Raw genomic sequence first — 12388 nt, forward strand, 5'->3', positions numbered from 1 at the left:
GGAGCCATAGCTTGGCGGCGGCGTCCCGGCAAAACAAGGCAGCTTCCACGGACGCAGCGTTCCGGCGCCGTGGCATCGACGACGGACCGGGAACCCACACAACCTGGCCAGCACGCCGCCTCGACGCGGCGTTTTTTCTGGCGTAACGGAGAGCAGCAGATGCGTATCGGTGTACCCAAGGAAACCAAGACCCTCGAAGGGCGCGTCGCGCTCGTCCCGGCCGCCGCCGGCGACCTGGTCAAGCGCGGCCACGAGGTCTGGCTGGAGAAGGACGCGGGTGCCAAGAGCGGTTTCAGCGACGACGAATACACCCGGCTGGGCGTCAGGATCGCCGCCGATGCCGCCGAGCTGTACGCCAAGGGCGAGCTGATCGTGAAGGTCAAGGAGCCGATCGCCGGCGACCTGCAGCACCTGCGCAAGGATCACCTGCTGTTCTGCTACCTGCACCTGGCCGCCGAGCCGGAGCTGACCAGGAAGCTGCTCGACATCGGCCTGACCGGCGTCGCCTTCGAGACCGTCGAGCTGTCCAACGGCGACCTGCCGCTGCTGGCGCCGATGTCGATCATCGCCGGCAAGATCGCCACCCAGGTCGGCACGACGCTGCTGCACCAGCCGCAGGGCGGCAAGGGCAAGCTGCTCGGTGGCCTGCCGTCGACCGAGCGCGGCAAGGTGGTGGTGTTCGGTGCCGGCAAGGCCGGTGGCGCGGCGGCGGCGCTGGCCGCGGCCGGGGGCGCCAACGTCACCGTGTTCGAGATGCGCACCGACCGCATGGACGAGATGATGGCGCTGGGTCCCAACGTCACCGCGCTGTACCCGTACCACGACGTGGTCGCCCGCGAGGTCGCTGCGGCCGATCTGGTGGTCGGCGCGGTGCTGGTCACCGGCGCCAAGGCGCCGCGCGTGCTGACCCGCGAAATGCTCAAGGGCATGGCCGACGGCAGCGTGGTGGTCGATATCTCGATCGACCAGGGTGGCTGCTTCGAGACCTCGCGCCCGACCACCTGGAAGGAGCCGACCTACGTGGAGGAGGGCGTGACCCACTTCTGCGTGACCAACATGCCCGGCTCGGTGCCGCAGACCAGCTCGCAGGCGATCTGCGCGGCGATCCTGCCGTGGGTCAACCAGTTGGCCTCGGGCGGCAACTGGCGCGACAACCCGGCGCTGGCCCGCGGCGTCAACGTCGAAGGTGGCAAGCTGGTGCACCCGGCGCTGCTGGACATGAAGCTGTAACACGGCCCGCGCGCCCGCCCCGTGCCACCGGCAGGGGCGGGTTCGGCTGTCGCGTTGGTCGATTACTGCGTATATTCAATGACTAACGCAATCTAGCTAAGGCAGAGCATCACGGTGGCGCAAGCCTCAACAGCAAGCCGCAGGAAAAAGAACCCCGACCCGACCGGCGCCGAGCCCTCGACGCGCCGGCAGCGGCTGACGCGCGACATCGCGCTGATCCTGATCGCGCCGCTGCTGCTGTACCTGCTGGTCTGCCTGTTCACGTTCTCGCCGACCGACCCGAGCTGGTCGCAGTCGGGCAGCGTCACCGCGCCGCTACACAACCGCGGTGGCCAGGTCGGCGCCTGGCTGGCCGACATCCTGCTGTACCTGACCGGCTACGTCGCTTTCCTGCTGCCGCTGGTGCTGGGGCTGATCGCGTGGATCGCGCTGTTCCGGGGTGACGCCGATGCCGAGGAGGACGCGGAGTTCGGGCCGGCGCTGCGGCTGGTCGGCATCGTCGGTTTCCTCGTTTCGGCCACCGGGCTGCTGCAGTTGCGGATCGGGCCGGTGCTGGACTTCTCGGCCGGCGCCGGCGGCATCCTCGGCCAGCTCGTCGGGCGCTCGCTCTACAGCGGCTTCGGGCCGGTGGGCGGCAACCTGTTCCTGCTCGCGCTGCTGCTGGTATCGGTGACGCTGGCGACGGGCATCTCGTGGTTCACGGTGATGGACCGGATCGGCCAGTGGGTGCTCGCGCTCGGGCCGGTGCTGCAGAAGCTGTTCCGCCGCGGCAGCCGCCAGGCCAGCGAGTGGCAGCAGACCCGCGCCATGCGCGAGGAGCGCGAGGAAGTGCGCAAGGTCGACACCGAACTGCGCGCCAAGCGGGCGCCGGTGAAGATCGAGCCGCCCGCGCCGCCGACGGTCGAGAAGAGCGACCGCGCCAAGCGCGAAACCCAGATCCCGCTGTTCCACACCGGCGACGGCACCGGCATCCCGCCGCTGGCCCTGCTCGACGACCCCAAGCCGCAGCCCAAGGGCTACAGTCCCGAGACGCTGGAGACGCTGTCGCGGCAGATCGAGTTCAAGCTCAAGGACTTCCGCATCGACGCCAACGTGGTCGGTGCCTACCCGGGGCCGGTCATCACCCGGTTCGAGATCGAGCCGGCGCCGGGCATCAAGGTCAGCCAGATCAGCTCGCTCGACAAGGACATCGCCCGCGGGCTGTCGGTCAAGTCGGTGCGCGTGGTCGACGTGATCCCGGGCAAGTCGGTGATCGGCCTGGAAACACCCAACACCCAGCGCGAGATGATCTACCTGTCGGAACTGCTGCGCAGCAAGGAGTACGACAAGTCGCACAGCCCGCTGACGCTGGCGCTGGGCAAGGACATCTCCGGCCGCCCGACCGTCGCCGACCTGGCGCGCATGCCGCACCTGCTGGTGGCGGGCACCACCGGCTCGGGCAAGTCGGTGGCGGTCAACGCGATGGTGCTGAGCCTGCTGTACAAGGCGTCCGCGAAAGACCTGCGCATGCTGATGATTGACCCGAAGATGCTCGAGCTGAGCGTCTACGAGGGCATCCCGCACCTGCTGGCGCCGGTGGTCACCGACATGAAGGAGGCCGCCAACGGCCTGCGCTGGTGCGTGGCCGAGATGGAGCGCCGCTACAAGCTGATGTCGACCGTCGGAGTGCGCAACCTCGCAGGTTTCAACAAGAAGGTGCGCGACGCGATCGAGGCCGGCCAGCCGATGCTGGACCCGCTGTTCAAGCCGAACCCGGAGATCGACGAGGCGCCGCCGCAGCTGGAGCCGCTGCCCTTCATCGTCATCTTCATCGACGAATTCGCCGACATGATGATGATCGTCGGCAAGAAGGTGGAGGAACTGATCGCGCGGCTGGCGCAGAAGGCGCGCGCGGCCGGCATCCACCTGATCCTGGCCACCCAGCGGCCGTCGGTCGACGTCATCACCGGTTTGATCAAGGCCAACATCCCGACCCGCATCGCGTTCCAGGTGTCGAGCAAGATCGACTCGCGCACCATCCTCGACCAGTCCGGCGCCGAGGCGCTGCTGGGCAACGGCGACATGCTGTACCTGCCGCCGGGCACCGCGATGCCCGAGCGCGTGCACGGCGCGTTCGTGTCGGACGACGAGGTGCATCGCGTGGTCGAGCACCTCAAGCAGGTCGGCGGCAAGCCCGACTACATCGAGGGCGTGCTGGAGGACGTGCAGACCATGGGCGACGGCGTCGTCGTCGGTGCCACCGGCCTGCCGGAGACCGCAAGCAGCGGCGACGAGTCCGACCCGCTGTACGACGAGGCGGTGCGCGTCGTCACCGAGACCCGGCGCGCGTCGATTTCCGGCGTGCAGCGGCGGTTGAAGATCGGCTACAACCGCGCCGCGCGACTGGTCGAGGCGATGGAGGCCGCGGGCGTGGTCAGTCCGCCAGAGCACAACGGCGACCGCAGCGTGCTGGCGCCGCCACCGCCGCGGGATTGAGCGGTCTGAACGGCCCCCGCGGCGTCGAACACCTGTTCAGCTTGCCGCCCACACACTGCGTCCAGTGCCGAACGAAGACCGTTGGAGACTGATCGAATGAAGCAGATGACCCGCTGGACCGCCGGCCTCCTGATCGGTGGCCTCGTCGCCGGCAGCGCCTTCGCCGGCGCGCGCGACGACCTCGACGCGTTCACCAGCGGCCTGAAGGGGCTGGATGGCGATTTCGTGCAGCGCGTGTACACCTCGCAGGGCAAGCTGAAGGAGACCTCCAGCGGCGAGGTGCAGCTGTCCATCCCGCGGCTGTTCCGCTGGGAGTACACCAAGCCGTACCCGCAGCTGATCGTGGCCGACGGCGACAAGGTCTGGATCTACGACCCCGACCTCGCCCAGGTCACCGTGCGCCCGCAGGGTGTCGAGGAGCAGAGCAGCCCGCTGGCGGCGCTGTTCGAGCCGGCCAGGCTGGACGCGATGTTCAAGGTCGAGGAGGGCGGCGACGCCAGCGGCCTGTCGTGGCTGAAGCTGACCCCGCGCCAGGGCCAGGAGGCCAGCTTCCGCACCGCGCGGTTAGGCTTCGACGACGCCGCGCTGGTGAAGATGGAGGTGGTGGACGCGATCGGCCAGCGCACCGAGATCGACTTCAAGGGCTGGGAGCGCAACCCCGCGTTCGCGTCCGGCACCTTCAAGTACGTGCCGGCCAAGGGCGTGGACGTGATCGGCGGCGGCTGAGTCGCCCCAACCCGACGGATGCACCGGAACGGCGAGGACTTCCTCGCCGTTTCGCGTTTCTGCGACGCGGGTCACAGGTCATGAAGATGATCCGTTCATTTTCAATGACTTGCGATCACAGGGCGTCGACGGGGACTTCGCCAGAGTGGGCCCCATGCGCCGCGTTCGGCGCCGCAGGAACCCGCAATGCACCGTCGTCTCCGTCAAACCGTCCTCGTTGCCATGATGGCTGCCGCCGGCGTCGCCACGTCGGTCGCCATCGCCCAGAAGCCGCAGCCGGCGACCACCGCGCCCGATGCCCGCTGGGTGCAGGCGCAGGCAAAAGTCGACGATGCCGAATCGCGGATCCAGGGCGATCAGGCGATGGACGCCGCGGTGGCCGCCGCGGTCATCGGCGCGGTGGCGACCGAGTTCGGCGAGCGCAAGGTCGAGGTGACGCTGGACGACGTGGCGGTCGCCCCCGCGAGCATCCGCGACCGCACCGTGAGCGGCGAGGGCCGGCTGCGTATCGGTGGCGACCCGGAATGGATCGCGTTCCAGTTCGAGGTGCTGTACGACACGACCAACGCGTCGGCCGGCGTCCCGGCGCTGCGCCTCGGCGACGCGCACCCCGGCACCGATACGATCCCGCTCGAGTCGCCGCTGGCGGCCGAGCTCGACGCCCGCGTCAACGCCGAACTGTCCAGCGAGTTCGCCAGCCAGCAGGTGGAACTGGTGACCACCCGGGTGACCGCCGCCGAGGCCGGCAGCCGCTTCCTGCGGATCGAGGCGACCGGCACCGCCGAGTTCGCCGGGGAGGGCACCACGCCGGCGCAGGTCCGCGCCCTGTACGACCGCACCGCCGACGAGTGGGTGCGGGTGCGTTACGAACTGGGCACCACCTCCAACTGGGCCGACGAGGCCGACACGGCGGTGGCGATCCGCTGACCGTGGTCGGCTATCGTGTCCGTCCGCCCGACGGATGAGCGACACGGTGCCACCCCGCAAAACCCCTGCATCAGCCCCAGACCTGCTCGGCCACGATCCGGCCAGCGAGGCGCTGCGCCCGCTGGCCGAGCGCATGCGCCCGCAGACGCTGGACGAGATGGTCGGCCAGCGGCGCCTACTCGCGCCCGGCTCGGCCCTGCGCCGCGCGGTCGAGGCCGGCCGCGTCCACTCGATGATCCTCTGGGGGCCGCCGGGCTGCGGCAAGACCACGCTCGCGCTGCTGCTGGCCAAGTACGCCGACGCCGAGTTCCGCGCCATCTCGGCGGTGCTGTCGGGCCTGCCCGACGTGCGCGTGGTGCTGGCCGAAGCCGCACAACGCTTTGCCGACGGCCGGCGCACGGTGCTGTTCGTCGACGAGGTGCACCGGTTCAACAAGGCGCAGCAGGACGCCTTCCTGCCGCACATCGAGCGCGGCACCATCCTGTTCGTCGGCGCCACCACCGAGAACCCCTCGTTCGAACTCAATTCCGCGCTGCTGTCGCGTTGCCGCGTGCACGTAATGGAGGCGGTGTCGACCGAGGACATCGGCGAGGCGCTGCGCCGCGCGTTGGCCGACAGCGAGCGCGGCCTGGGCGGGCAGGGGCTGGACGTGTCCGAGGAGGCGCTGCAGCAGATCGCCTCGGCCGCCGACGGTGACGTCCGCCGCGGCCTGACCCTGCTGGAAATCGCCGCCGAACTCGCCGAAGGCGGGGGCATCACCGAAGCGACGCTGGCCCAGGTGCTGGCCGACCGCACGCGCCGGTTCGACAAGGGCGGCGAGCAGTTCTACGACCAGATCTCGGCGCTGCACAAATCGGTGCGCAGCTCCAACCCCGACGCCGCGCTGTACTGGCTGGCGCGGATGCTCGACGGCGGCTGCGACCCGGCCTACCTCGCCCGCCGGCTCACGCGGATGGCGACCGAGGACATCGGCTTGGCCGATCCGCGTGCACAGACGATGGCGCTGGAAGCCTGGGACACCTACGAGCGGCTCGGCAGTCCGGAGGGCGAACTCGCGCTGGCCCAGCTGACGATCTACCTCGCCAGCACCGCCAAGTCGAACGCCGCCTACGTCGCCTTCAAGGCCGCGCGCCGCGATGTCGCCGAGTACGGCACCCAGGACGTGCCGCTGCACCTGCGCAACGCGCCGACCCGGCTAATGAAGCAGCTTGGCTACGCGAAGGGCTACCAGTACGACCACGACGCCGAGGGCGGCATCGCGCTGGACCAGACCGGCTTCCCCGACTCGATGGGCGAACGCACCTACTACGAACCGGTCGAGCGCGGGCTGGAGATCAAGCTCGGGGAAAAACTCCGGCGCCTGCGTGAAGCGCGCGAGAGGGCGCGGCGGGGCTGAGAGCGAAGGACTCGCGGGGTAACCCTGCCGAAACCACGAATCCGCTTCATGTTTATTTCGTAAGTAACTGATCTCTTTATATCCATGAGGCCCTGTCGGGGCGCAAAGCCGGTCGGCGTATCGCTTCTGCAACGTCAAGCTGTACAGCCGCCGGCGGTTCAAGGCGGTCCCGAGGCCAGCCCGCGCCGCCGTGCCAAGCCTGGTGCGCGAACGGTCTGCTCCGCGCGCCGCGTTTCACGTCTGAAACGTTTCTTCTCCATAAAGGGGAACCGCGACGCGGCGCTCCCGGCTTCACAGGACCCCAGCCACCCCATCGCCCCCGCCAGAGCCGGCTCGTGGCGCGTGGGCACCGGCGTGGCATCGCCCATGCGTATCTCCCAGTGCGTCATCGCCGGGCGCATCCCCCCGCACCCGGCCGACGCCCTTTAAAGGAGAACGACATGCGCATTCGCAAAACACTGGTGGCGTCAGCGGTCTTCCTGGCGCTTGGTTTCACCGCCCCCGCGTGGGCTCAGTCGGCCGACGAAACCGGCAACGGCGACCTCGACCAGGACATCGACGACAGCTACAACGACCAGAGCACCGCGCTCGACCTGGCGCTCGACCTCGACGCGTCGCAGACCGACGACCACAGCGGCGACGACCGCAACAACGACGGCGAAGCCAACGCCGACGGCCTCGGCAACGCGGCGGCCAACAACCACAGCAACGCGACGGCCAACTGGGAAAGCTCGTTCAATACCAACGTCGCGGTTGCGTCCACCGAGCTCAACGGTTCGGTCAGCGGCGTCGGCGTGGGCGACATCGGCAACTTCGCCGGCAACAGCGGCGACGCCGATGGCGGCGACGGCGGCATGGGCGGCTGGGGCTTCGGCGGTGACGGCGACGGTGGCGACGGCGATGGCGGCGATGGCGCCGACAGCGGCGATTCGACCGCGGCCAGCCTCCGGTTGGGCAGCGCGTCGGCCGACAGCGGCGACGCGGACTCCGATGCCGATGCCGATTCCGACAGCGACGCGTCCGCCGGCTCGATCGCGGCGGCGATCGCGGCCGCGCTGGAGGACAACAACGGCGACGCCGACGCGGATGCCGATGCCGACTCCGACGCCAATGCCGACTCGGGCGACTCCGACTCCTCGGCGACCGCGAGCGCCGACAGCGGCGACGCAAGTGCCAGCGACTCCGGCAGCAGCGGCAACGCGGTGGCCAGCACCGGCCGTGGCGGTGATGGCGGCCGTGGCGTCGGTGGCGACGGCAACGGCGGCAACGGCAACGGCGGCGATGGCGGGCGCGGCGGCAACGGCGGCTCGATCGCCAACGACGCCGGCAGCTTCGACATGTCCAACCACATGAACGGATCGGCCAACGCGGCCGCCGGCATCATGGTGGTGGCGCAGAACAGTGGCGCGGCCTCGCTGATCCAGCAGGGCGTCACCGTCCAGGCCAACCTGACCGTCGGCCAGTAACCGGTGCATCCCGCGTCGCGGCCACTCATGGTGCCGCGACGCGGGCCCGACAGCGGCCATCGAGCAGCGTGGAAGGCGGCAGCGGCGACGTTGCCGCCACCCTGCACCGGCGGACCGCCGCACAGGAGTATCGACATGTGCCCCCGAAACTTCCTCCGCCCCGCGTGGGGCGTCCTGCTGGCGGTCGCCTCGTGCTGGGCGCTGCCGCTGCTGGCCGCTCCCGACGGATTTCAACCCGCCGCGTCCGTTCCGGTGGAACCGCCCGGGCAGGCACCGGTCACCGGCCTCGGCGCCGCGCTCGGCCTCGACCGCCTCGACCGCCTGCGCGGTGGCGACGGGGTCGACCTCGACCTGGTCGAGAACACCGCGCGCACCAGCGGCGAGGTGGCCGACAACCACGCCGAGAGCATCCTCAGCGGCAATAACACGCTGTCGGGCGAAGCCTTCTCCGGGGCCAGCGGCATCAACACCGCGATCCAGAACAGCGGCTCCAACGTCCTGATCCAGAACGCGACCGTGGTCAACGTGCGGTTCGGGGACCCGGGCCCGTGAGGCGACCGTGCATGCGCGCCGGCATCCTTGCGCCGGGGCTGGCGCTGGCGCTGGCGCTGGCGCTGCCGTGCCTGGCGACGGCGTCGTCGCTCGGCGTGCGCACGCCGCAGGGCGGGGCGTACATGCTAAAGGTCACCAGCCTGAAGGAAGCGCGCTACGCAACCACGGTGCCGCAACAGTACGACTTCAGCTGCGGCTCGGCGGCGACCGCGACCCTGCTGACCTACCAGTACGGGCATCCGGTCAGCGAGCAGGACGTGTTCGTGCGGATGTACCGCGATGGCGATCGCGCGCGGATCCGCGCCGAAGGGTTCTCGCTGCTCGACATGCGGCGTTACCTGGAGTCGCTGGGCTTCGTCGCCGACGGTTTCGAGCTGCCGCTGGACAAGCTGGAGGAGGAGGGCCTGCCGGCGATCGTCCTGCTCAACGACCGCGGCTACCGCCACTTCGTGGTGGTCAAGGGCGTGCGCGACGGCCGGGTGCTGCTCGGCGACCCCGCCCGCGGCACCCGGGCGATGTCGCGCGAGCGCTTCGAGGCGCTGTGGGACAACGGCGTGCTGTTCGTGATCCACAACCGCCGCGAGCTGGCCGGCTTCAACCAGCCGCGCGACTGGCGCACCGCGCCCCCGGCGCCGCTGCAGACGGGCGTCGGTCGCCGCGGACTGGGGGATGTCGTGATTCCCAAGTTCGGGCCGGGAGACAGCTGATGGACGCAGGCGGCCGGGCTTTCGTCACCGCGTTGCTGGCGATGGCCAGTGCCGGCGTCTGCGCCGGCGAGGGCAGGGCGGCGCTGGGCCCCGAGTGGGTCGCGATGCCGCTGGAGCGGCTGGACCACATGCGCGGCGGCTTCGAGCTGCCGTCGGGACTGGTGCTGTCGTTCGGCATCGAACGGCTGGTCTACATCGACGGCAATCTCGTGGCGCAGGCCAGCGTGCGCATCCCCGACGTCAGCGCGATCACGCCGGAGCAGGCGCTGGAGCTTGCACGAATGAAACAGGGGATGGTCGTCCAGGTCGGCGGCGGCAACACGTTTGTCCCATCAGGCACGGTCGATGGCGTGGTGATCCAGAACACGGTGGACGGTACCCGCATCAACGCCCTGACCACGCTCGACGTTGGCGTCGGGACGCTCGGAATGTTCCAGAACCTCAACGCCGGCGCCGCGCTGCAGGACGCCCTCAACCGGGCGCCCGGCTCGCCCTGACACCCACCTCAAGGACAGGCTCGTCGCGATGAACAATCACAGCGGGTGCGCCACCGTCGCCACGGTGGTGATAGCCAACTGCCTGTCGCTCGCGGTGGCCGGCCAGGTGCGCGCGCAGGCCGTGTCGCCCAACCCGCGGCTGGATGCGCTGCAACAGCAGGTCGACGCGCAGAACCAGCGGCTGGACGAACTGCGCGACCAGCTCGCCGCGCAGGAGCACAACGTCGCCGAGTTGCAACGCGCGCTCGACATGGAGCGGCTGGCGACGACGCGCGCACGCGGCACCGCGGATGGCGCGGGGCAGGGCGCACCGGTCGCGATGGATACCGCGGCCTCGGCCACCGCTGCGCTGGCCGCCTCGGTCGCCGCGCAATCCGCCCCCGGCGCGCAGGACGACGTGGAGCCCGACCCCCACGTTCCGGCTGCCACCGCCGTCGCGCAGGCGGGCGAGCCACCCGACCAGCCCGTCGGCCGCGCCCCCGAGCAGGACCTCCGCCCGCCCGAGGTCGCGCAGATCTTCGACCAGCCCGGCGTGCTGACCCCCGCGGGCACGTTCATCCTCGAACCCTCGCTGCAGTTCGGCTACTCCTCCAGCAACCGCGTCGCGCTGGTCGGCTACACCATCATCCCGGCGATCCTGATCGGCCTGATCGACGTCCGCCAGGTCAAGACCAGCACCGGTACCGCGGCGCTCACCGGGCGCATGGGCATCGGCAACCGGTTCGAACTGGAAGCACGGGTGCCGTACGTCTACAGCAGCAGCGACACCGTCAGCCGCGAGATCTTCACCGGCACCGCGGTCGAGAACGTGTTCACCTCCAGCGGCAAGGGGCTGGGCGACATCGAGGCGACCGCGCGCATGCAGCTCAACCGGGGCGGCCCGGACAAACCCTTCTACGTCGGCTGGCTGCGCTACAAGAGCCGCACCGGCAAGGATCCGTTCGAGGTCGTCACCGATTGCGTGACCCGCTGCGTGGCCAATGCCACCGGCACCGGCCTGCCGCTGGAGCTGCCCACCGGCAGCGGCTTCGCGTCCCTCCAGCCGGGGATCACCTGGCTGTACCCGTCCGACCCGGTAGTGTTCTTCGGCAGCGTCAGCTACCTGCACAACTTCAAGCGCGATGGGGTCTCGCGCACGGTGCTGACCGGCGCGCCGCCGGAGTTCCCGCAGACCGCGACCGAGCCGATCGGCGAAGTCGGGGGCGTACCCGGATACGGGTAAAATTGGGTCATAAGCCGTAGGGATCCTATGAGTGGCTCGGATCTGATTTCGCGGCCTTTGCAGCCTTAGCCTCCGGCGGCATCTGCACCCTCGCAAGCATTTCTTCCAGTGCCTGCAGACGTCCGCCCATGCGTGACAAGTCCGCTTCGGACAGCCGTCGACGGTCGCGCTCTGCCTCCAGGTCGGCCTGGGAAGTCGCCAGCTCCGTGCGGAGTCGTTCGTTGGCCTGCAGCTCCTTGGACCAGCAGGCTTCCAGTGTCTGCTGATCTTGGGCCTGAGCTTTCAGCTCTTCGATCTCGTGCTGCAGCTGCAAATGTTCAGCGCGTGCCTGGCCGCGCTCCTTCTCAAGCTGGCCCAGCTGCACCGCCATCTTCACGTTATCGCGACTCAACTGCATCAGCTCGTGGTTCTTGCCAGTCAGTCCTTCGTTCGCCTGCCGGAGTTCAACCTGCAACCCTTGCACTTGATGCTCGTGCCGACGTTGCTCCTGGTCGCGTTGCTCTTTCACTGAGGTCCGGTAGTGCTCCAGCGCTTCGCGGGCGTGCTGGTGCTTTTGTTCCAGTGATTCGACATGAGCCTCATGCTCGGCCAGGCGCGTGGTCAGGCCGGCGACGCGCTCGCCGAGCTGCGCCACCTCAGTCACCCTTCCGGCCAGGGCTTGTGCTGTGGCGGCATGGGTGACCTGTTCGTCGTGCAAGGCGGTTTCGGTGCGCTGGAGCTGGGCGCTCAGCGCGGCCGTCTCCTGCTGCAGGCGTTCCAGTGCCTGGCTGCGCTCCTGCAATTGCGCGTCGAAACGCTGCCGCGCCTCGGCAACCAGGGCCTCGGCTTCCTCGTGCAAGCGGCCGGCGAGCCGGCCGATCAGATCCTGCAGCGCGTCGCTGACTGCGACCTTCGCACCGACACCGGCGCCTTCCTCTTCTTCGAGTTCCTTGAGGTAGCGATGGATTGTGGTCTTCGAGCCGGTGTTGCCCAGCGCCACCCGCAGGGCGTCGATCGACGGGTGCTTCCCCTGTACGAGCAATGTCGCCCGGGCCTTCTGGACATCGGATTTATACAAGCCGCCGCGTGCCATGGTGTCTCCGGACGATTTCGTAACGTATTACATACCATGTAATTACATACAGCTCAATGGCTTTTCTGGAAGGGATGAACACCATTTTCTAAGGCGGGATAATGGTGAATTATCCCGC

Annotated in this window: 11 protein-coding genes; 10 read left to right on the forward strand and 1 reads right to left on the reverse strand. The window is 69.3% G+C overall.

Going from position 1 to position 12388, the window contains the following annotated elements; translation table 11 throughout:
* The first annotated feature begins 159 nt into the window (after positions 1 to 159).
* From ald to N799_RS12035, 10 genes are all read left to right on the forward strand, one after another.
* The gene (gene ald / locus N799_RS11990; RefSeq protein WP_036212810.1) at positions 160 to 1230 is read left to right on the forward strand and encodes an alanine dehydrogenase; all 1071 of its coding nucleotides are present in this window, start codon (positions 160 to 162) and stop codon (positions 1228 to 1230) included.
* Between the two features lie 114 nt (positions 1231 to 1344).
* Positions 1345 to 3705, forward strand: a complete 2361-nt coding sequence (locus tag N799_RS11995) for a DNA translocase FtsK (protein WP_238978944.1) — start codon at positions 1345 to 1347, stop codon at positions 3703 to 3705.
* Positions 3706 to 3801: 96 nt separating this feature from the next.
* Positions 3802 to 4431: an outer membrane lipoprotein periplasmic chaperone LolA gene (gene lolA / locus N799_RS12000; protein WP_036212815.1), complete on the forward strand. Its 630-nt coding sequence runs from the start codon at positions 3802 to 3804 to the stop codon at positions 4429 to 4431.
* Positions 4432 to 4617: 186 nt separating this feature from the next.
* Positions 4618 to 5358, forward strand: coding sequence for a hypothetical protein (locus tag N799_RS12005; protein WP_152597953.1), 741 nt, complete (start codon positions 4618 to 4620; stop codon positions 5356 to 5358).
* A 133-nt stretch (positions 5359 to 5491) separates the two neighbouring features.
* The gene (locus tag N799_RS12010) at positions 5492 to 6754 is read left to right on the forward strand and encodes a replication-associated recombination protein A (protein WP_238978945.1); all 1263 of its coding nucleotides are present in this window, start codon (positions 5492 to 5494) and stop codon (positions 6752 to 6754) included.
* A gap of 440 nt (positions 6755 to 7194) precedes the next feature.
* On the forward strand, positions 7195 to 8220 hold the full coding sequence (locus N799_RS12015; RefSeq protein ID WP_036212823.1) for a hypothetical protein: 1026 nt from the start codon (positions 7195 to 7197) through the stop codon (positions 8218 to 8220).
* 135 nt (positions 8221 to 8355) lie between these two features.
* Positions 8356 to 8772 (forward strand): hypothetical protein, encoded by a 417-nt coding sequence (locus tag N799_RS12020; protein WP_152597954.1) that lies wholly within the window; start codon positions 8356 to 8358, stop codon positions 8770 to 8772.
* Positions 8773 to 8783: 11 nt separating this feature from the next.
* A complete protein-coding gene (locus tag N799_RS12025) occupies positions 8784 to 9479 on the forward strand; it encodes a C39 family peptidase (protein ID WP_036212826.1) in 696 nt (231 codons plus the stop codon).
* A complete protein-coding gene (locus tag N799_RS12030) occupies positions 9479 to 9976 on the forward strand; it encodes a hypothetical protein (RefSeq protein ID WP_052101515.1) in 498 nt (165 codons plus the stop codon). Before N799_RS12025 ends, N799_RS12030 begins: the two co-directional genes overlap by 1 nt.
* A 28-nt stretch (positions 9977 to 10004) precedes the next feature.
* The gene (locus N799_RS12035) at positions 10005 to 11198 is read left to right on the forward strand and encodes a hypothetical protein (RefSeq protein ID WP_052101516.1); all 1194 of its coding nucleotides are present in this window, start codon (positions 10005 to 10007) and stop codon (positions 11196 to 11198) included.
* A 25-nt stretch (positions 11199 to 11223) separates the two neighbouring features.
* Here the strand turns inward: N799_RS12035 and N799_RS12040 are convergent, their stop codons facing one another.
* Entirely contained in the window at positions 11224 to 12270 is a 1047-nt protein-coding gene (locus N799_RS12040; protein WP_036212828.1) for a DNA-binding protein, read from the reverse strand.
* Between the last annotated feature and the right edge of the window lie 118 nt (positions 12271 to 12388).

It is taken from the genome of Lysobacter arseniciresistens ZS79 (assembly GCF_000768335.1).
In the GTDB taxonomy this organism is placed as follows: domain Bacteria; phylum Pseudomonadota; class Gammaproteobacteria; order Xanthomonadales; family Xanthomonadaceae; genus Novilysobacter; species Novilysobacter arseniciresistens.

Coding starts and splice junctions, on each gene's coding strand:
- ald (WP_036212810.1), top strand. CDS start 160: ATGCGTATCGGTGTACCCAAGGAAACCAAGACCCTCGAAGGGCGCGTC.
- lolA (WP_036212815.1), top strand. CDS start 3,802: ATGAAGCAGATGACCCGCTGGACCGCCGGCCTCCTGATCGGTGGCCTC.
- N799_RS12005 (WP_152597953.1), top strand. CDS start 4,618: ATGCACCGTCGTCTCCGTCAAACCGTCCTCGTTGCCATGATGGCTGCC.
- N799_RS12010 (WP_238978945.1), top strand. CDS start 5,492: ATGCGCCCGCAGACGCTGGACGAGATGGTCGGCCAGCGGCGCCTACTC.
- N799_RS12015 (WP_036212823.1), top strand. CDS start 7,195: ATGCGCATTCGCAAAACACTGGTGGCGTCAGCGGTCTTCCTGGCGCTT.
- N799_RS12020 (WP_152597954.1), top strand. CDS start 8,356: ATGTGCCCCCGAAACTTCCTCCGCCCCGCGTGGGGCGTCCTGCTGGCG.
- N799_RS12025 (WP_036212826.1), top strand. CDS start 8,784: ATGCGCGCCGGCATCCTTGCGCCGGGGCTGGCGCTGGCGCTGGCGCTG.
- N799_RS12030 (WP_052101515.1), top strand. CDS start 9,479: ATGGACGCAGGCGGCCGGGCTTTCGTCACCGCGTTGCTGGCGATGGCC.
- N799_RS12035 (WP_052101516.1), top strand. CDS start 10,005: ATGAACAATCACAGCGGGTGCGCCACCGTCGCCACGGTGGTGATAGCC.
- N799_RS12040 (WP_036212828.1), bottom strand. CDS start 12,270: ATGGCACGCGGCGGCTTGTATAAATCCGATGTCCAGAAGGCCCGGGCG.